16 protein-coding genes are annotated in these 18,936 nt (G+C 62.9%); 10 read left to right on the top strand and 6 right to left on the bottom strand.

Annotated elements, in window-relative coordinates:
- Positions 1-72 precede the first annotated feature (72 nt).
- Positions 73-1,152: a YbhN family protein gene (locus tag JQ567_RS03250; RefSeq protein ID WP_212437455.1), complete on the bottom strand. Its 1,080-nt coding sequence runs from the start codon at positions 1,150-1,152 to the stop codon at positions 73-75.
- Between the two features lie 1,025 nt (positions 1,153-2,177).
- On the opposite strand from JQ567_RS03250, the gene JQ567_RS03245 reads away from it, so the two are divergent.
- On the top strand, positions 2,178-4,580 hold the full coding sequence (locus JQ567_RS03245) for an EAL domain-containing protein (protein WP_212437454.1): 2,403 nt from the start codon (positions 2,178-2,180) through the stop codon (positions 4,578-4,580).
- A 15-nt stretch (positions 4,581-4,595) separates the two neighbouring features.
- Here JQ567_RS03245 and JQ567_RS03240 read toward each other — a convergent pair whose 3' ends face one another.
- Positions 4,596-5,030, bottom strand: a complete 435-nt coding sequence (locus JQ567_RS03240) for a hypothetical protein (RefSeq protein WP_192737728.1) — start codon at positions 5,028-5,030, stop codon at positions 4,596-4,598.
- Positions 5,031-5,099: 69 nt separating this feature from the next.
- On the opposite strand from JQ567_RS03240, the gene JQ567_RS03235 reads away from it, so the two are divergent.
- Positions 5,100-5,708 (top strand): hypothetical protein, encoded by a 609-nt coding sequence (locus tag JQ567_RS03235; protein WP_212437453.1) that lies wholly within the window; start codon positions 5,100-5,102, stop codon positions 5,706-5,708.
- A gap of 105 nt (positions 5,709-5,813) precedes the next feature.
- Positions 5,814-6,401, top strand: a complete 588-nt coding sequence (locus JQ567_RS03230) for a YdcF family protein (protein WP_212437452.1) — start codon at positions 5,814-5,816, stop codon at positions 6,399-6,401.
- A 16-nt stretch (positions 6,402-6,417) separates the two neighbouring features.
- On the opposite strand, the gene JQ567_RS03225 is transcribed toward JQ567_RS03230, so the two are convergent.
- On the bottom strand, positions 6,418-7,761 hold the full coding sequence (locus JQ567_RS03225; protein WP_212437451.1) for a PLP-dependent aminotransferase family protein: 1,344 nt from the start codon (positions 7,759-7,761) through the stop codon (positions 6,418-6,420).
- Between the two features lie 182 nt (positions 7,762-7,943).
- Here JQ567_RS03225 and JQ567_RS03220 point away from each other — a divergent pair, with 182 nt between their 5' ends.
- Complete coding sequence (locus JQ567_RS03220) at positions 7,944-8,180, top strand: DUF1127 domain-containing protein (RefSeq protein WP_212437450.1); 237 nt, start codon at positions 7,944-7,946, stop codon at positions 8,178-8,180.
- An 87-nt stretch (positions 8,181-8,267) separates the two neighbouring features.
- On the opposite strand, the gene JQ567_RS03215 is transcribed toward JQ567_RS03220, so the two are convergent.
- Both JQ567_RS03215 and JQ567_RS03210 read right to left on the bottom strand, forming a co-directional pair.
- Positions 8,268-8,693 carry a universal stress protein gene (locus JQ567_RS03215; protein ID WP_192737723.1) on the bottom strand — a complete coding sequence of 142 codons (426 nt, stop codon included), beginning with the start codon at positions 8,691-8,693 and terminating at the stop codon, positions 8,268-8,270.
- A gap of 96 nt (positions 8,694-8,789) precedes the next feature.
- Positions 8,790-9,341 carry a histidine phosphatase family protein gene (locus JQ567_RS03210; RefSeq protein WP_212437449.1) on the bottom strand — a complete coding sequence of 184 codons (552 nt, stop codon included), beginning with the start codon at positions 9,339-9,341 and terminating at the stop codon, positions 8,790-8,792.
- 94 nt (positions 9,342-9,435) lie between these two features.
- Between JQ567_RS03210 and JQ567_RS03205 the strand changes: the two genes are divergently transcribed.
- From JQ567_RS03205 to JQ567_RS03185, 5 genes are all read left to right on the top strand, one after another.
- Positions 9,436-10,929 (top strand): FAD-binding oxidoreductase, encoded by a 1,494-nt coding sequence (locus JQ567_RS03205; RefSeq protein WP_212437448.1) that lies wholly within the window; start codon positions 9,436-9,438, stop codon positions 10,927-10,929.
- Positions 10,930-10,993: 64 nt separating this feature from the next.
- Positions 10,994-11,494 carry a peptide-methionine (R)-S-oxide reductase MsrB gene (gene msrB / locus JQ567_RS03200; protein ID WP_212437447.1) on the top strand — a complete coding sequence of 167 codons (501 nt, stop codon included), beginning with the start codon at positions 10,994-10,996 and terminating at the stop codon, positions 11,492-11,494.
- Between the two features lie 188 nt (positions 11,495-11,682).
- Positions 11,683-13,533 carry a flagellar hook protein FlgE gene (locus tag JQ567_RS03195; RefSeq protein WP_212038767.1) on the top strand — a complete coding sequence of 617 codons (1,851 nt, stop codon included), beginning with the start codon at positions 11,683-11,685 and terminating at the stop codon, positions 13,531-13,533.
- 44 nt (positions 13,534-13,577) lie between these two features.
- The gene (flgK, locus tag JQ567_RS03190) at positions 13,578-15,449 is read left to right on the top strand and encodes a flagellar hook-associated protein FlgK (RefSeq protein WP_212437446.1); all 1,872 of its coding nucleotides are present in this window, start codon (positions 13,578-13,580) and stop codon (positions 15,447-15,449) included.
- A 7-nt stretch (positions 15,450-15,456) separates the two neighbouring features.
- On the top strand, positions 15,457-16,950 hold the full coding sequence (locus JQ567_RS03185; RefSeq protein WP_212437445.1) for a flagellar biosynthesis protein FlgL: 1,494 nt from the start codon (positions 15,457-15,459) through the stop codon (positions 16,948-16,950).
- Between the two features lie 85 nt (positions 16,951-17,035).
- On the opposite strand, the gene flbT is transcribed toward JQ567_RS03185, so the two are convergent.
- On the bottom strand, positions 17,036-17,473 hold the full coding sequence (gene flbT, locus JQ567_RS03180) for a flagellar biosynthesis repressor FlbT (RefSeq protein ID WP_212264264.1): 438 nt from the start codon (positions 17,471-17,473) through the stop codon (positions 17,036-17,038).
- 356 nt (positions 17,474-17,829) lie between these two features.
- Here flbT and JQ567_RS03175 point away from each other — a divergent pair.
- The coding region (locus tag JQ567_RS03175) for a hypothetical protein (RefSeq protein WP_212437444.1) at positions 17,830-18,936 on the top strand (1,107 nt) is incomplete at its 3' end.

Raw genomic sequence — 18,936 nt, 5'->3', positions numbered from 1 at the left:
AGCGGTAAGGCAGAAATAAGAGAACCCGACCCTCGTAGCCCAAAAGACTGAAGCAGGCAGATAACGTCGCTGTTACCGTTTCGCTCGCTTGAGCGGCTGCCTGACCGGGACCTCCGCCGTGCGGGGCTGTTCGTTCATCTGGCGGCTGGCCTGCGCGAGCCTGCGGCGTTCCTGCCAGGGCTGCACCACGCTCAGCCAGAGTTCGCGCGCGCCCATGATCCAGATCGAGATGCCGAAGGGAATCAGGAAATACAGGATCCGGAACACCACCAGGGTTGCCAGCAATTGCTCCTTGCCGAACTGCGGCAGCGCCACCAGCATCGCGGCGTCGAACACGCCGATGCTGCCCGGCGCATGGCTGGCGAAGCCGAGGAGCGTTGCGAGGATGAAGACCACCGCCAGCGAAACGAAATCGATATGGGGCTGCGTCGGCATCAACAGATACATCGCCAGCGCGCAGAACCCGAGATCGACCACGCCGATCATGACCTGCAGCAGCGTCAGCCGCGCCGAGGGCAGCACCACCTTCCAGCCGTTCTGGCCGAGTTCGCGGCGGTTCTCGCCCATCACCAGCCAGAGGAAATAGGCTCCGATGCCGGCGAGGCAGCCGAGCGCGATCAGACGGTTCACTGAAGGCGGCAGCAGATCCATGGCCGTCGCCGCCTCCGGATGCCACGCCATGCCCATGCCGAGCACGAACAGATTGCCGAGCCAGAAGGTCAGGCCCGAGAGGAAGCAGATTTTGGCGACATCGATCGCGGTCAGGCCGTAGTCGGAATAGATCCGGAAACGGATCGCGCCGCCGGTAAAGACGGTGGCGCCGATGTTGTGGCCGATGGTGTAGCTGGTGAAACTCGACAGCGCGGCGATGCGATAGGGCACGTGCGTCTTGCCGATGGTTCGCAGCGCAAAGAAATCATAGAAGGTCAGCGTGCAGAACGCGCCTACCACGCACAGCGCAGCCAGCGCGATCCGATGCGGCGCGATCTCCGTCAGCGCGGTCAGAATGATCGCGGTATCGACACCCTTCAGGGTGTGAACCAGATGGGTGACCGCAAGAATGATGATAAGGAGACTCGCAGCGATCCCTAGCCGTTTCCAGCCGATCTTCTCCTTGAAGCCACGCCCAAGCGTGGTCAGCAGCCGATGCATTCATCCTCCCGGCGGGACGGCAAAAAAAGAAAAACCTGTCAAAAGGGCCGACAGGGACGGTCAGACGCACCGTGCGCGGAGACACATAAGCCAAAATCGAACGGTTGTGCAGCCCTTGACAAGCCTAGCTTCTGCGTTCGTTCGGCAACCCTGTCATACGTCCTACATATGCTGCCGCGTTAACGATTGTGAGTCGCGGCTAAAGGTGTTCCCGACGCTCTCTTGTAAGCGCCGTTTCGCTGTTGCCGGGGCCGCCCTGCGTAGATCGGCTTGAGGAGGGGCCGCGGTTTCGCATTCCCAAGCCGAGGGACGGTTATTCGGAGGCATCACGAACCATGAACGGCTTGTTCATCCCGAATTGCGGACATCTAATATTACGCTGAGAGACAACTCGTGAAAGCGTCGCCGCCGAAGACGCCCGAGAACGCGGCCGAAAAGCAGCTTAAACGGGGCTTTTTGTGTCATCTCGACCAAACAGACGCATGCCCGGAAAGGTGCTTCCGCTGCGGGTGACCGATGGGCAAGGCGGTCAATTGCCCGTCGATCGACGGCATCATCCAGAAGGCCGACGAAGTCGGGGGCGAGGTCGCGGCCGTGCTGGATGCAACGCTGAGCCATGTCGCCTGCGCCGCTGCGCCTGACGAGATCTCGCTATCGCCGTCCGGGTGTGGAAGCTGCCGCGCGACCACGCGCTGGCGGAGCCCACGGTTGGTCTGCGGGCCGAGAGCAGATTTGTCTGGTCCATTGAGGCAAAACGCCGCGCGTGAAAATCGCGCGCGTTCTTGCGTCCGTGGCTGCGATTCTGGCCGGCGTGCCACTGCCGGTGCGGGTACTCACCGCTTGGGAATCACCTCGCCGGTTCGTCGTTTCAGTCGATCGCGGGAATCACCGGGTAACCGCGGGAACCCGCAACCGGCACGCGAGGACGCCAAGCATTTATTCACCATCGAAGCAGACGAAACCGGGTCGGTTACCCCAAATGCACCATTAGCGTCGTCATTACAGACCGATAGCAGGGGTCTGTGATGTATCAAGTTCTGAATTGCCTCGTCACCGAGCATGATTTGCGGCTGGTCGTTCTTGGCGGCATCATTTGCTGGCTCGCCAGCGCGGTAGCGATCAGCCTGTTTCATCGCGCCCGGGCTTCACATGGCCGCACCCGCGCGATCTGGGTCGGTCTTGATGCTGCGGTCGGCGGCTGCGGAATCTGGGCCACCCATTTCGTGGCGATGCTCGCCTACGATCCCGGGGCGGGGGCCGGATACAATATTCCGGTCACCCTGCTGTCGCTGATTTTTGCGGTCTCGATCGCGGCGGTCGGGCTCAGCGTTGCCTTGCTCAACGACCGCCGGTCGACGCTTGCGATGGGCGGCGCGATTGTAGGCGCTGGCGTCGCAGCGATGCACTACACCGGCATGATGGCGCTCGAGCTTCCGGCGCGCATCGTCTGGTCACCCGGCATCGTGCTGGCATCCGTTGTGTTCGGGAGCATATTCGCAGGCTTGGCGCTCGTTGTCGCCGCGCGCCGGGATGACCGCAAACATACCTTGGCCGCCACGGGCCTGCTGACGATCGCGATCGTTTCCCACCATTTCACGGCGATGGGCGCGGTGACGCTTGTTGCCGATCCGACCCTCGTCACCGACGAATTGACGATCTCGCCGGCCGCGCTTTCCTTTCTGACCGCGGTGGCGGCATTCGCCATTCTCGGCATATCGTTCTTGGCGGCGTTGCTCGATCGCCGCTCAAGCAGCGAACTGCATCAGCAGAAAGTCCTGCTCGACTCGGCTATCACAAACATGTCGCAGGGACTTTGCATGTTCGATGCGGACGGCCGCATCATGCTGTTCAACGAGCGCTACAGCGAGATGATGGATCGGACCAATATGCCCCTGCAGGGCCGTTTGTTGGTCGACGTTCTCCGGGATCAGAAATCGATCGGAAAATGGGACGGCGATCCCGATGAATTCTTCAACATTGTGTTGACCGCGGCGAAAGCCGGCGAGAGCCTGACCCGGGTCGTCACCCGCAACGGACGTTCGATCCGCGTGGTCGATCAGCCCAAAGAGGGCGGTGGTTGGGTCGCGACCTTCGAGGACATCACTGAATGGCAGGCGGCGCAGGAGCAGATCACCCATATGGCGCGCCATGACGCGCTCACCAACCTGCCGAACCGGACGCTGTTCCGCGAGCAGCTTGAAAAGGCGCTACGCCTCGTCAAGCGCAGCGATCAGCTCGCGATATTCTGCCTCGATCTCGATCATTTCAAGGAAATCAACGACTCGCTCGGCCATCCGGTCGGCGACGCGCTGCTGAGGGAAGTCGCCCGCCGGCTCGGCGAATGCGTCACCGAGCACGACACGGTGGCAAGACTTGGCGGCGACGAATTCGCGGTCGTGCAGTTCTGCAGCGACTGCGATCCGTCGGCGGTGGCCTTGCTTGCCAGCCACATCGTCGAGAAGATCGGGGAGCCCTACGATATCGGAGGCCACCAGCTCGTCGTCGGCGTCAGCATCGGCATCTCGCTGGCGCCCGAGGACGGCAAGAACCCCGATGAACTGCTGAAGAAAGCCGATCTCGCGCTCTATCGCGCCAAGGCCGACGGCCGCGGAACTTATCGCTTCTTCGAGAGCGGAATGGATGCCCGCGCCCAGGCGCGGCGCATTCTGGAACTGGATTTGCGCGCGGCGCTGCAGCGCGACGAGTTCGAGGTCTATTACCAACCGATCCGCGACGTCGCCACCGACAGCGTCGTCGCATTCGAGGCCCTCGTACGCTGGAACCATTCGCTGCGCGGCATGATTGCGCCGGTGAATTTCATTCCGCTGGCGGAGGAAACCGGCCTGATCATCCCGCTCGGGGATTGGGTGCTTCGGCAGGCCTGCATTGACGCCGCAGGCTGGTCCGAGGATATCACCGTCGCCGTCAATCTTTCGCCGGTGCAGTTCAAGAATCCGAACCTGATCCTGTCCGTCAAGTCAGCGTTGCAGGCCGCCGGACTTCCGGCGCATCGCCTCGAACTGGAGATCACGGAATCGGTGCTGTTGCAGAACAGCGAGGCGACGCTTGCGGTTCTGCACGAGCTTCGCGGCTTTGGCGTCAGGATCTCGCTCGACGACTTCGGAACGGGCTATTCGTCGCTGAGCTATCTGCGCAGTTTCCCGTTCGACAAGATCAAGATCGACCGTTCGTTCGTCACTGAACTGGCCACGCGCGACGATTCCATGGCCATCGTCCGCGCCGTGACCGGATTGGGCAAGAGTCTCGGGATCGTCACCACGGCGGAGGGCGTCGAGACGGAGGCCCAGTTCGATCTGCTGCGCCGCGAAGGATGCACGCAGGCCCAGGGCTATCTGTTCAGCAAGCCGCGTCCCGCCGCCGAGGTGGCCGCGATGCTGTCGAAGCCGCGCGCGCGCATCGTCGCTTAGTTCGCGAGTTTGAAGTTACGCCTTACGCAGCGCGAAATGCGCGCCGCAGAACGCCATCACGGCGCCGAGGCATAACGCCGCAAGACCCGAAAGCACGCCCGAAATCGTCGGGATCGGGCTCGGCGCGGAGGCTGCCTGGCCGGCGCCGGCCAGGATCAGGACGCCGACCGCGATCAGGAACTGGCGCATCCGCTGCGGGATTTGGCCGGACACCGCACTGTGCATCAGATTGGCGGTGAAATAGCCGCCGCAAAAACCGACGCTCGCAATCAGCCACCACGCAATGGCCGCGCCCGCGGGCATGAATTCGCGGGTATCGGATCGCCACAGGCCGCCGAGGTCGAGCCCGTAGCGCGCGCCGAGCATGTGAACGGCAAGCGCCAGCAGCACCCCGGATATCATCGCGCCGGCCAGAATCAGGCGTCGCGGAAAATAGGTCGTCTCGGCCATGGCCTGCTTGTAAGGTAAAGCCGGTTGGCCGCGCAAGCTGCGCGCTCAGCCGCTACCGGGATTTTTCAATTGCCAACCTCGTTACCCAACAGGACGGAGACATCGGGCGAGAGCGCGCCCGAGACCCGCTACGTCTACAAGGCGTCGCTGATCGGATCGGCGCATGAATTCAAGCTGACCGATGCCGGCTTGTCCTGGCATATTTCGGGCAAGTCCGGTGTCTGGGGTTATGCCGACATCGCGGCGATCCGCCTCAGTTACAAGCCGTCGTCGATGCAGTCCCGCCGTTTCCGCGCCGACCTCCAGGGCAGGGATGGTGGACGCATCACCATTCTCTCGACCACCTGGCAAACCGTCTCGCTGATGGTGCCGCAGGATCGCGACTATCGTGCCTTCATCACCGAGTTGCATCGGCGTATGGCGAAGGCGGGCAGCAAGGCCGCGTTGATCGCCGGTATCGGACGGATCACCTACGCCGCGGCCCTTGCGATGGTGACGTTGCTCGGCATCGCGATGGCCGGCCTTCTGATGCGCGCGTTCGCGACCGGTGAATGGTACGGCGCGTTGTTTCTGGTTGGCTTCGTCGCGCTGTTCAGCTGGCAGATCGGCGGCTTCATCAAGCGCAACCGGCCGCGCGCTTACGACTTCGATCATTTGCCGAAAGCGTTGCTGCCGTAGCTTGCGCAATCAAGCGCAATCAAACGTGACTTCGCGAAGCGCGCCGCATGCGGCATCGTGCCAATGCGTTCCCCGCGGTTGGATGAGCATTGCTGCGAGCATGAAGTGACGGATCGAAGCACGCGATTGCCGAGCGAGGCCGAGATTGCCGCCATCAATGCGCAGCATTTGATCAGCACGCCGCTGAAGCCAGCCGATCTGCTGTTCGTGTTCGGCACCCGCGTCGATGTCAGGGAGCGCGTCGATGAGGCTTTCAGGCTGTGGCGCGACGGGTACTTTCGCTGCTCGATCGTCAGCGGGGGGATAACGCCGGGATCGGAACGCTCGGAATGCGAAATCATTGCCGATGCGATGATCGCACGCGGCATCCCGCCCGGGCGGATCCTGCGGGAAGATCGCGCGATGAACACCGGCGAGAACGTGATCTTCTCGCTCCCGGTCCTCGACGCCGCGCTGGGGCTTGCGCATGTTCGCAGCGTGATTTGTCTCGGCAATACCTGGACCGCGCGCCGTTATCCGATGACGCTGCACCGGCACTGGCCGGAAGTGGAGAAAATGCTGGTCACGGTCGACAGCTTTGCGACGCCGCGGTCGCTCTGGCACACCGATCCCGAATTCAGGCGCCGCATGCTCTGTGAATGGGACAAGATCGAGCCGTACAAGGCGAAAGGCTTTATCGCCGAGTGGCCGTGAGGTGAGGGCAGCCGGTCTATTCGGTCGATTCGAAATCTTCTTCGCTCGCGCGCAGCATTCCCGCCAGTGTCCGCAGCGCCGTATCAAGCTGGTCGACGGGCGGCGCGGCCAGCGCCAGCCTTATTGCGTTCGGCGCATGTCCGGGGCTCACCGCAAAGGTCGACGAGGGTGTCAACGCGATGTCCCGGCGGGCTGCTGCGGCGACGAAAGTCTGCGACCGCCAGTGGGGCGGCAGCGTCAGCCACAGATGGTAGGATTTCGGGTTGGCCTGCAGCTCGAAGCCAGCCAGCCGTTCTGCGGCAATGTGCTGACGCCGCTGCGCATCGATGCGCTTTAGTCTGACGAGTTCGGACGCGGTGCCGTCGGCCATCATGCGTTGCGCGGCCGCGAAGGCGTATCCCGACGCCGTCCATCCGCCGGAACGAACCGATGCCATGATGCTCTCGCGCAAACGTGGCGGCGGAACGATGAAGCCGAGCGCCAGACCCGGCGCGACCTTCTTGGAAAGACTGTCGAGCACGACGCAGCGATCGGGCGCCAGTGCTGCCAGCGGAGCCTCGTCGTCGAGGAATCCATAGACCGCATCTTCGATGATGGTGAGATCGAGTTTCTCGACGACGCGCAGCAACTCGGTGCGGCGCGAGGCCGGCATGGTCATGCCCAATGGATTCTGAACCGTCGGCTGGATGTACAGCGCCGACAGATGCGCTTCACGGTGGGCCTTTTGCACGGCGTCGGGACGCACGCCGTGCTCGTCCATCGTCAGTGGCACCAGTGTCACGCCGATCCGGGCGGCGATGCCCTTGATGAAAGGATAGGTCAGGGCCTCCACGCCGCAACGGCCGCCGGCCGGTACGATCGCGGCCAAGGCGGCGGCGATGCATTGCCGGCCGTTGGCGGTGAAGACGATCTGCTCCGCGCGCGCCGACCAGCCGTTTTGGGAAAGGAAATCAGCTGCGATATTTCTTGCCGCTTGCGTGCCGGCGCTGGTGCCTTGCCGCAACGCGATTTCGAGGGCTTCCGGCCGCTCCAGTCCCTCAAGGCTTTTCGCAATCAGGGCCGATTGCGTCGGCAGCAGCGGATAATTGACTTCCAGATCGATGCGGGCGCCGCGTGGTTCGGTCAGCGTGGTGATCGCACGGGGCGCCTGTCCGGAAATGAACGTGCCGCGTCCGACTTCGCCGATCACGAGGCCGCGGCGTAACAATTCCGTGTAGACGCGGCTCGCGGTGGAGACGGCGATCTTGCGCTCATAGGCAAAACTGCGCTGCGGCGGCAGGCGATCGCCCGGTTTGAGCCCGCCATTGGCGATCTCGGAGGCAACGGCATCGGCAAGCCTGAGATATTCGAACTTTGACATAATTGCACCGAGAGCAATGTTTTACTTGCACCGAGGAATGTACCGGATCATTTTGAACCTATCAAGCCTGAGATTGCACTGAGGAGAGTGCAAACAATCAGACCCAAAGGCGCTGCCGCTGATTCCCAGCGATTGCGTCGGCGGCATCGCCTTGCCGCGTGAAAGCCAACTGGAGAAGACCAATGACCACGATGTCCCAAGCCGCAGCCCAGCCTGCAATTTCCCTTAGCTCGGGTGGATTTTTCCGCCGGCTCGGGATTTGGGCGCATGCAATCGTCGCGTATCTGGATCGCCGGGCGGCGGTCAAAGCGCTACGGCAGCTGGACGATCGTGAGCTCCGCGATATCGGAATAACACGCAGCCACATCGAGCACGCGGTTTGGGGTCATGTCGATCCCGAACTCGGGCGGCTTCGGTAAGGGCCCGCGCGCCTCGACCTGCACGATAAAAACACATGCAGCCCGGTCGGTCGACCGGGCTGCACCGTGATCGGGTATCGTGCTCCGTCAGTGCCGGACCACCAGCACCGAGCATTTGGCATAGCGCACCACATGGCCGGCATTGGAGCCGAGAAAATAGGTCCGCATCGCCGGCCGATGCGACGTCATCACAATCAAATCGGCCTTGATTGCTGCGGCCTCTTCCAGGATCTCGTGATAGATACCGCCTTGCCGCACCACAGCGGAAATGCGCGACGCCTCGATGCCGGATTCCTGCGCCACGATCGCGAGCGCTTCTTCCGAGGTCTGGCGCTGCTGGGCGTCGAAATCGGCCGGTACATATTCCGCCAGCATCACCGGCGTCATCGGCATGACGTTGAGCAGCCGCACCGTACCGTTCCAGGTCTGTGACAGCGTTGCCGCCGTTGCGATCGCGGGCTTGGCCAGATCGGTGTCGGCGAGATCGAGCGGCACCAGAATGGATTTGAACATCCGCGCCTCCTGTCAGCCACGAGCCTAGCATGACGGCGCCGGGATGTCCGCCCGGCCTACTTTGCATGGGGTTGTTTTCGCAATTTTATCTTTGGGCTAGTCGTCCGACGTCTGCTTCAGCAATTTCGGGCTGGTGAAGCGCACCAGTGTGCCGCGGCGAAACGCCACCTCGTTCCAGTCCTTGCTCGCAAAATCGAGGATCGCAAGGCCGCTGGTCGGCAGATTGTGCTCGAGTGCTTTCTTCGCGGCCGCATCGCCGCTGCCGGACAGCGCAAGCGCCAGTTCATGCATGCCGGGATTGTGGCCGATCACCATCAACCGCTTCGGATCGGTGGCTTCGGCCATGCGGATGATCTGCAGGAGATGCGTCGGGTCGGCGCCGTAGAGTTCGGCCAGGAACTCGACCTGCGGCGGGACGAAATCCTTGGCCGCATCCTGCATCGCCTGCCGGACGATCTCCCAGGTCTGCAGCGTCCGCACCGCGGTCGAGATCAGGACCGTGTCGGGGAGGGGGAGGTGCCGGCCGATCCAGCCACCGATGGCGGCGGCGTCCAGCCGGCCGCGGTCGTCGAGACGGCGGTCCTGGTCGTGCCCCGAGGGCGCGTCGTGTTCGGTCTTGGCGTGACGCAGCAGCATCAAACGGCGCATGGGCGCAATCTCGATTCGTTTCGGCCTGAATTAATCTACAGGCTCATGCCCAGGACAAGGTGACAAGCGCCGCAGCGGTCCGTAAGAAAACGCCATGGCAGAGACTTTCACAAGTGCGACCAACGGTCAGGACGACGACGCGCCGTTTCGCTCGCGCCTGTCGTTCGACCTCGATGTCGATATCTGCGTGGTCGGAGCAGGCCTCGCCGGCCTGACCGTGGCGCTGGAGGCCGCGCGTCTTGGCGCCAGCGTTGCCGTGCTCGAGGGCCGGCACGTCGGCTGGAACGCGTCCGGCAACCAGCTCGGCACCGTCATGCCGGGCTATAGCCTTCCGATCGGCGAGTTGATCGAGCGCGTCGGCCTTGAGGATGCCCGCGAGCTCTGGGCGCTGTCGAAGGAGGGCGCTGATTACATTCGCGCCGTGGCGAGCGAAGAGGCGATGCCGGGCATTGCGCTGACCGAGGGGGCGCTGGAAGTCTCCAATGTCGATGCCGGTGAAACCTTGATCAGCCGGCTGCAGACGCTGAGCGAGGATTTCGAGACTGAAGTCGAGGGCTGGCAGGTCGATCGGGTGCGCGATCAGCTCAAGACCGGACACTATTTCCACGGGATCTATTACCCCAAGGCGTTTCAGGTCGATGGCCGCAAATATGTCCATGGCCTGGCTGCGCTCGCAAGGCGGGCAGGGGCGCGTATCTTCGAGGACACGCCGGTGGTCAGCATCGATCCTTCGGGCATTCGCAAGCGCATCGTGACGCCGTCGGCGCGGCTTCGCGCATCGCACATCGTGCTGGCCGGCAACATCCATCTCGGGGCGCCGTTGCGGCGGCTGTCGGAAACGCTGCTGCCGGTCTGGCGCTATGCCGCCGTGACCGAACCGCTCGGCGCGCGCCTCACTGACGCCATCACCTTTCAGGGATCTGTTTGCGACAGCGACGGCATCGATCATTTCCGGATCGTGGAGGGCGACCGCCTGATGTGGGCCAGTCCGGAAACGACCTGGGACGCGCGGCCGCGGCGCTTCGGCGCGACCATCCAGCAGCGAATCTCCACCATTTTTCCAAAGCTCGGCAAGGTCGGAATATCCGACGTCTTCGGCGGCGCCGTGGGTGTGACCGTCCACGGCATGCCGCAGATCGGCCAGTTGCGGAAAGGATTGTGGGTCGCCTCCGGCTTCGGCCGCCAGGGGATGAACACCGCGGCGATGGCGGGGCAATTGGTGGCGCGCAGCATTCTGTGGGGTGACGAGCGCTGGCGGCTGTTTTCGCCGTTCGAACTGGTCTGGGCAGGCGGCACGACCGGGCGGGTCGCCGGTCACCTGATCGGCATGTGGGGGCGGGGAAGTTCAGCCGCCGCGGGCGCGCTGGCCCGTTATCGGGAAGGCATGCGCGCCAAGGAGCGGATTCGCGAGGCGCGGGTGGCCGAGGCCAGCCGGCAGGCCGGAACCAAGCCGCCGCTCCGTCGCCGTCCGCCGCCGGGTCCGTCGCGGCCGGTCCGCCCGCAGCCGCCGTCGGAAGCCACGGACGCCGCAATACCGCCGGTCGCCGCCTCGCAGGAAAGTGAGCGAATTCGGGACGGATCCGTGTAACTTCCGCACGCGCGCGCCGTATTTGATGGCGAACCACCTTGTTCCGCCTCGCACGGAGACCCCGATGATCGACCGCCGTATCCTGCTCGCATCTGTGGCCGGCCTGTTCGGCCTTGTGGCCTTCCGCTGGTTGCGCACATCGCCTGCGCAGGCCGCCGAGAAATTCGAGATCGAAAAGACCGACGCCGAGTGGCGCGCGCAGCTGACGCCGCAGCAATATGAAATCCTGCGCAAGCACGGCACCGAGCGTCCGGGCTCGAGCCCGCTTCTGAAAGAGCACCGCAAGGGCATCTTTGCCTGTGCCGGTTGCGACCTGCCGCTGTTCGCCTCGGAGACGAAATTCGAGAGCGGCACCGGCTGGCCGAGTTTCTACCAGCCGCTCGACAACGCGCTCGGCAAGACCGAGGACCGCACTTACGGCATGCTGCGCACCGAGGTGCATTGCAGGCGTTGCGGCGGCCATCTCGGTCACGTCTTCAACGATGGACCGAAACCGACGGGGTTGCGCTATTGCATCGACGGATTTGGGATGGTGTTCCATCCGGCATCGCCGTCGCCTTCGTGACGCTTGCGCCCGGCAAATGTTGCCCGCCCGGCAATTGTGCCCCGGTCTTCGGACCGGGGTTTTTTGTTCAAGTCATTGGTCTGTATAGATTTTTGTATTTGGCACAACGCTTGCGACATCTTCTCCCGACGCGGCCTGCAATGACGTGAGACCGGCGAGCCGCCCGGATCGAATTTGGAGAATATGTCATGGGTATCTTCGGCGCTCTCACCACGTCCGTCGCGGGCCTGCGGGCGAATTCCTACGCCCTAGAAAACATTTCCGGCAACATCGCGAACTCGCAAACGACCGCCTTCAAGCGGATCGACACCAGTTTCATGGATATCATTCCCGACACCGGTAGCACCGCGCAACTCGCGGGCAGCGTCACCGCCGGCTCGCGCAGCACCAACACCATCGCAGGGTCGGTGCAGTCGGCGGCGGTATCGACTTACATGGCGATCAACGGCGACGGCTTCTTTGCGGTGCAGAAGCCCGGCAGCATCTCCGACAACAACCCGGTGTTCGACGGCATCAATCGTTACACGCGGCGCGGTGACTTCTCGCTCGACAAGAACGGCTACCTCGTCAATGGCGCCGGCTACTATCTGGAAGGCGTGCCGATCGATCCGACCACGGGCAATCCGAGCGGCAGCGTGCCGCAGGTTCTGCGCTTCCAGAATGACTTTCTGCCGTCGCAGGCAACAACCAAGATCGACTACCGCGCCAACCTTGCGAGCTACCCGCTGACCAACAAGCACGACACCTCGGTGCCGGGATCGGAGTTGCTGCGGCCGGCCGACTTCATTTCAAATCCGAGAATCCTCGGGACCCCTGCGACCCCGTATTCCAATACGGCCGTGCTGGGTAACGCGCGGAACAACTATGAGACGATACCGCAGCCGATATCGGCAGGCACGTTGCTCACAAGCACGTCCGGCACCAACTCACTTCCTGCTGGATTTGCAAACGGCGATACGCTCGTGCTCAAGACCACCACCGGTGGCGTCACGACGACCAACACACTGTCCTTCTACACCGGTGCTGCGCCTGCTCCGGTAGCCGGCACCACTTTCATCGACCTTGCCACCGCGACAGTTGGAGGCCTGCTGACCACGATCGATGGCCTCACGGGCGGTGCGCCTGCTTCGAGCGTCTCCGCTGCAGGGGCCATCACGCTGAATACCGGTACCACGAACGACTTTACCCTTGCGGCCGGTGCGTCGGCATCGGCTGTATCGGCATTCCAGGCGCTCGGCTTCACGGGCACCGTCACGGGGCTTCGCGGTGGCGGCGGCACGGCTGGTACCGGCATCGTGATCGGCAGCGACAATAAGGCGTTTCTCGACGAGTCGATCAGCGGCGGCACCAGCACCGCCTACGACGGCAACGGCGCTCCAGTCGCCTTGCAATTCAGATGGGCCAAAGTGGAATCGGCCACACAGGGCGCAACGGACACCTGGAACTTGTTCTATCAGGTCAATCCCGGCGCCACCGGCAACACCGTCTCCTGGCAAAACGTCGGCACCGATTTCAAGTTCGGCACCAACGGCCAGATGCAGCCGGTTGTCGGCCAGATTACATTGACCGGTTTGACGGTCGCCGGCACCAGCCTCGGCAATGTCACAATGGCCTTCGGCACCGGTGGTCTCACGCAATTCGCTGATACCAACGGTAATGCTCAGGTGAACCAGTTGCAGCAGGACGGCTACGCGGCCGGTCAACTGCAGAGCGTATCGGTCAGCAACGAAGGCCGCGTCGTCGGCAGCTACTCCAATGGCCGCAACATCGATCTGGCGGAGGTCAGCGTGGCGACCTTCAACGGCGCCGACTTCCTGAAACGTATCGATGGCGGTGCGTTCGAGGTCACCAACGAATCCGGTGAAGCCCTCTACGGCAAGGGTGGCAACATTTCCGGCTCGTCGCTGGAATCGTCCAACACCGACATCGCCGACGAGTTCACCAAGCTGATCGTGACGCAGCAGGCCTACTCGGCCAACACCAAGGTGATCACGACGGCGAACACGATGGTCCAGGATCTTCTGAACGTGATGCGATAGTCCACGCAGTATTCCGTGGCGGTTTCCGAGAGCGGTAGTTTGTCATGAGTCTCAGCGACGCACTCTCCATTGCGATGTCCGGCCTGCGCACCAATCAGGCCGCGATGTCACTGGTGTCGTCGAATGTCGCCAACGCGGAAACGCCCGGCTACGTTCGCAAGACACTGAATCAGGTCGCGACCGATGCCGGGGCCTTTGGCAGCAACGTCCGGAGCGTTGGCGTCAACCGCGAGCTGGATCAGTATATCCAGGCACAGCTACGCACGGAAACCTCCGGCGCCGGCTATGCCTCGCTGCGATCCAACTTTCTGCAGCAACTGCAGAGCCTCTACGGCAACCCGGGTTCGGTCGGCACGCTCGAAGATGCGTTCAACAAGCTGACCACGGCGGTACAGGCGCTGTCGACCAGCGCCGACAGCCAGTCGGCGCGGATCGGCGTCGTCAACGCGGCGAACGTGCTGGCGAGCCAGCTCAATTCGATGACGCAGGGCATTCAGACGCTGCGCGGCGCAGCCGAAAACGGCATCAGCGATTCCGTCAACACCGCCAACAACCTGATGTCGCAGATCGCGACCATCAACAACCAACTATCGGCCAATCCGCTCGGCGGCACTTCGACCGACGCATCGACGGCGGCACTGCTCGACCAGCGCGATCAGTACATCACGCAATTGTCCGAACTGATGGACATTCGCGTCACCACCAACGGCGCCAACCAGATTACGGTCTTCACCACCTCCGGCGTGGAGCTCGTGGGCAACCAGGCCGCCAGGCTTTCATTCAATGCGCAGGGCACGGTCACCCCCAACACGCAGTGGAACACCGACCCGTCGAAAAGCAACCTCGGCTCGGTCGTCATCTCCTATACCAATGGCGGATCGATTGATCTGACTGCCTCGGGCGGCATCAGGTCGGGTAAGATCGCCGCCTATACGGAGTTGCGCGACAAGTCGCTGGTCGAGGCGCAGAACCAGCTCGACCAGTTCGCGGCATCGCTGTCCAGTGCGCTGTCGGACAAGACCACCGCGGGCACCGCGGTGACGTCAGGCCCGCAGTCGGGATTTGATTTGAATGTTGCCGACCTGAAGGCCGGCAACGTCATCCATGTCACCTACACCGACACCGCGACCAATACGCAGCGCCAGATATCGATTATGCGCGTCGACAACGCCAGCGTGCTGCCGCTGCCGAACAGTGCGACCGTCGATCCCAACGACCGGGTGGTCGGTATCGATTTTTCGGGAGGCATGGCCTCCGTCGTTGCTCAACTGAACACGGCGCTGGGCGGATCGGACCTGCAGTTCTCCGGCTCGGGCTCCACGCTGACGGTGCTGAACAGCGCCGGCAACTCCACGGTCAACGCAGCTTCGGTCACCACGACGCAAATCAACCTGACCAACGGCAGCGCCGAGCTCTCGCTGTTCACTGACAGCGGCTCGCCCTACACCGGCGCGATCGGTGCGACGGGTTCGCAGATCACGGGCTTCGCGGGACGTCTCACCGTCAACAACGGGTTGGTCGCGGATCCCTCCAAGCTCGTGCTCTACAGCGCCTCGACGGCCGCGGGCGACACCACGCGTTCCGATTTCATTCTGTCGCAACTGACCACGGCAAAGTTTCAATATTCGCCGGCATCGGGCGTCGGCAGCGCCAGCGCGCCGTTCAAGGGCACGCTGCTGAGCTACATGCAACAGTTCACCAGCTCGCAGGGCGCGGCCGCCGACGCGGCGGCGCAACTCGCCGGCGGACAGGATGTGGTGCTCAACACGCTGCAGGAAAAGATGTCGTCGACCTCGGGCGTCAACATCGACGAGGAGATGGCGCATCTGCTGTCGCTGCAAAACGCCTATTCGGCCAATGCGCGTGTGATGTCGACCGTGAACGAAATGTACAAGACCCTGATGCAGGCGATTTGAGGTAGTCATGACCATTAGCGGCGTCAGCGGACGGACATCCTACATCGGCTCAGGCATCCTTGATCTGCGCAGCCAGCTCGACGCGCTGACTCAGCAGTTGGCGAGCGGCAAGATCTCCAACACCTATGCGGGGCAGGGCAGTGGCCGCAGCCTCGCTATCGGCTTGCGCTCGCAGCTCAGCGGCCTGGCCGGCTATGCCGATACCGCGGTAAACCTGAACACGCGCATCAGCGTCGCCAACCTGTCGCTGCAGCGGCTTGTCGACGTCGGCTCGTCGGTAAAGGGCGCCGCGGTCAGTGCGGTCAGCGAGATCGACAACACCGGCCAGACCGCGGGACAGAAAACCGCATCGCTCGGGTTCCTTGATTCCGTCGATATGCTCAATGCCAAGTCCGGCGATCGCTACCTGTTCTCCGGCCGTGCCACCGACACGCCGCCGGTGACTCCCGCCGACGTAATCATGAACGGCAACGGCGCCCAGGCCGGGCTCAAGCAATTGATCCTGGAGCGCAAGCAGGCTGACGTCGGCACCAGCGGCCTCGGCCGCGTCGTGTTGACGGCGCCGTCGGTGACATCAGTGCAGATCGCCGAGGACGCTTCGCCGTCCGAGTTCGGCCTCAAGCTCAATGCGATCACCTCGACGCTGACGGGCGCGACGATCACCCAGCCGACCGGCACGCCGGCGGCGATGTCGGTTGATCTGGGTGCCACCAACCCGGCTGAAGGCGAATCGGTCAAGTTCACCTTCAATCTGCCGGATGGCACCACCGAGGACATCACTTTGACGGCCTCGACGGCGACGCCGCTGCCGGCCAACACCTTCGCCATCGGTGCCAACCCGGCCGCGACGGCTGCCAATCTCAACGCCGCCCTCAATACCTCGATCGGCAAGCTCGCCAATGGGCCGCTGGTGGCGGCATCAGCGGTGACGGCTGGCGACAATTTCTTCGACCAACCGCCGATGCGCGTCGGCACCACACCGTTCGGCGCGGCGACCACACTGGTGGCGGGCACGCCGGCGAACACTGTCAGTTGGTACCAGGGCGAAACCGGCACCGATTCCGCGCGCGGTACCGCCGTCGCGCAGATCGATCAATCGATCACGGTGCAATACGGCGCCCGCGCCGACGAACAGGCGTTGCGCTCGCAACTGCAGACCGTCGCGGTTTTTGCCGCGGTGACGACGTCGGTGACCGATCCCAATGCCAACGCGCAGATCGCTGCGCTGAACCAGCGCATTGCCCAGAATCTCGCGGACGTGCCGGGGACGCAGTCGATCCAGGACATCCAGGCCGACTTCGCCGGCGCCGGGGCGTCAATCAAGGCGGCCACCGATCGCCAGGCCCAGACCAAGGCGATCACGCAGACGATGCTGGATTCGATCGAGGGCATCAACGACGACGAGGTCGCGACCAAGATTCTCGCACTGCAGACCAGCCTGCAGGCCTCGTACCAAACCACAGCGATGCTCTACCAGACCTCGCTGACCAAATATCTCTGATGATCGCCGGCTGATAGCTCCTCCGACACGCAAAAAAGGCCTCCTTGCGGAGGCCTTTTGTCGTTGCGGTATTGTCCGGTGCCGATCAGGCCGACTTGCGATCGGCTTCGCTGCCGGAGTTGGCCGCCCGCAGGTTTCTCGCGTCGGCGATCAGCTCTTCTTCGTGGCCGATCAGCTTCTTTGATTCCTTCAGGGCGTGATACAGGTCGCCGTTCAGGATGTTATTGTTGATGCCTTCGATGAAGGGCCACGCGCTCGGCATGGTGCTCAGGATGTCCCGCACCAGGCTGAAATAGGTCGGGTGATGCGCCATCGGATCCGGCGACAGATACATCAGTTGCACCGAGAGATAGATCAGCTTGGCCGGCGTATCGGCGGTCTCGGGCGTCAGGATGTCTTTCTCGCGCAGGATCGGAATCCTGTCGCCGTCGATCAACAGGCGCGCGCGCTGGTCGGTGTTGGTCACCACGCAGGCGCCGATGATGATCCGCTCGTTCGGCTTGAGTTCAACCTTCAAGGCCATGCCTGTTCTCCGTCGCCGTTTTGAAAGCGCAGTCATTGAAGAGGGAAAGCGTGCCGCCAGCTACGCGCTGGCGCTCCTCCAGGCGATTCGAACGCAATCCTTTCCCATTATAGTTAACCATTGGTGAACGAGGCCAACCGGCTGCTTTTTCATCTGTCGCCTAATGTGCAGCAATATCAATGGTTTTTCGAGGTAAGGCGCGTCAATGAAGGCGATTTGTTCCTTTTTTTGCGCGGGAGGAGTCCGGTTTCGATTCATTTCTCTTTAGGGGGCTTGGCCGCAGGTTGGCGTCACCCGATCGAAAAAGATTGGGACAACGACTGTTCCTCGATTTTCACACCAGAAAGGTCTGAAACATGTCCATCGTTCTCTCGGCTTCGGTTCGCCAGAACCTGCTCTCCCTCCAGTCCACCGCCGACCTGCTGTCGACCACCCAGAATCGCCTTGCGACTGGTAACAAGGTCAACTCGGCGCTCGACAACCCGACCAACTTCTTCACCGCGCAGGGCCTCAACAACCGCGCCAGCGACATCAACAACCTGCTCGACAGCATTGGCAACGGCGTGCAGGTTCTGCAGGCTGCCAACACCGGCATCACCTCGCTGCAGAAGCTGGTCGATACCGCGAAGTCGATCGCCAACCAGGTGCTGCAGGCTCCCGCCGGTTATACGACCAAGTCGACGGTGACCTCGACGGCGATCGGCACCGGCACCGCGGCCGACCTCGTTGACGGCACCGTCATCGACGCCACCGACGTTCTGTCGATCGCGGCTTCCACTGGCCATGATGCATTCAGCTTCACCTTCACTGCCACCTCGTCGCTCGCTGACTTGAATACGGCGCTGGCGGCCAGCAATTATTCGGCCAGCCTCGACAGCAGCAACCAGCTCGTCATTACCACGACCAACGATACGGCGTCGTCCACGATCGGTGCGGTTACGTTCACCAACACCGGCGGTGGTACCCTGACCTTCGGGGCCGTCGCTGCGCCGGTTGCCGATGCGGCTTCGCAGACCATTCGCGCGAGCCTGGTGAAGCAGTACAATGACATCATCACCCAGGTCACGACGACTTCTCAGGATGCCTCGTTCAATGGCATCAACCTGCTGAACGGTGACGATCTCAAGCTGACCTTCAACGAGACCGGCAAGTCCACCCTGAACATCAAGGGTGTGACCTTCAACGCGGCGGGCCTCGGCCTTGCTTCGCTGACCTCGGGCACGGACTTCCTGGACAATTCGTCCGCGAACGCCGCACTGACCAAGCTCAGCGCCGCCAGCACCACGCTTCGCACCCAGGCGTCGTCACTCGGTTCGAACCTGTCGGTCGTGCAGATCCGCCAGGACTTCAACAAGAACCTGATCAACGTGCTGCAGACCGGCTCGTCCAACCTGACGCTGGCCGATACCAACGAGGAAGCGGCCAACAGCCAGGCGCTGTCGACCCGCCAGTCGATCGCGGTG

It is taken from the genome of Bradyrhizobium sp. AUGA SZCCT0431 (genome assembly GCF_018131065.1).
Taxonomy (GTDB): Bacteria; Pseudomonadota; Alphaproteobacteria; order Rhizobiales; family Xanthobacteraceae; genus Bradyrhizobium.
The sequence above is the reverse complement of the archived record's forward strand: the minus strand, read 5'-3'. Positions and strand labels throughout refer to the sequence as shown.

What these genes read in the sequence shown, in the direction of transcription:
- JQ567_RS03195 (WP_212038767.1), top strand. Translation starts at nt 11,683, where the DNA reads ATGGGTATCTTCGGCGCTCTCACCACGTCCGTCGCGGGCCTGCGGGCG.
- JQ567_RS03245 (WP_212437454.1), top strand. Translation starts at nt 2,178, where the DNA reads ATGTATCAAGTTCTGAATTGCCTCGTCACCGAGCATGATTTGCGGCTG.
- msrB (WP_212437447.1), top strand. Translation starts at nt 10,994, where the DNA reads ATGATCGACCGCCGTATCCTGCTCGCATCTGTGGCCGGCCTGTTCGGC.
- JQ567_RS03205 (WP_212437448.1), top strand. Translation starts at nt 9,436, where the DNA reads ATGGCAGAGACTTTCACAAGTGCGACCAACGGTCAGGACGACGACGCG.
- JQ567_RS03225 (WP_212437451.1), bottom strand. Translation starts at nt 7,761, where the DNA reads ATGTCAAAGTTCGAATATCTCAGGCTTGCCGATGCCGTTGCCTCCGAG.
- JQ567_RS03215 (WP_192737723.1), bottom strand. Translation starts at nt 8,693, where the DNA reads ATGTTCAAATCCATTCTGGTGCCGCTCGATCTCGCCGACACCGATCTG.
- flgK (WP_212437446.1), top strand. Translation starts at nt 13,578, where the DNA reads ATGAGTCTCAGCGACGCACTCTCCATTGCGATGTCCGGCCTGCGCACC.
- JQ567_RS03210 (WP_212437449.1), bottom strand. Translation starts at nt 9,341, where the DNA reads ATGCGCCGTTTGATGCTGCTGCGTCACGCCAAGACCGAACACGACGCG.
- JQ567_RS03250 (WP_212437455.1), bottom strand. Translation starts at nt 1,152, where the DNA reads ATGCATCGGCTGCTGACCACGCTTGGGCGTGGCTTCAAGGAGAAGATC.
- JQ567_RS03220 (WP_212437450.1), top strand. Translation starts at nt 7,944, where the DNA reads ATGACCACGATGTCCCAAGCCGCAGCCCAGCCTGCAATTTCCCTTAGC.
- flbT (WP_212264264.1), bottom strand. Translation starts at nt 17,473, where the DNA reads ATGGCCTTGAAGGTTGAACTCAAGCCGAACGAGCGGATCATCATCGGC.
- JQ567_RS03240 (WP_192737728.1), bottom strand. Translation starts at nt 5,030, where the DNA reads ATGGCCGAGACGACCTATTTTCCGCGACGCCTGATTCTGGCCGGCGCG.
- JQ567_RS03185 (WP_212437445.1), top strand. Translation starts at nt 15,457, where the DNA reads ATGACCATTAGCGGCGTCAGCGGACGGACATCCTACATCGGCTCAGGC.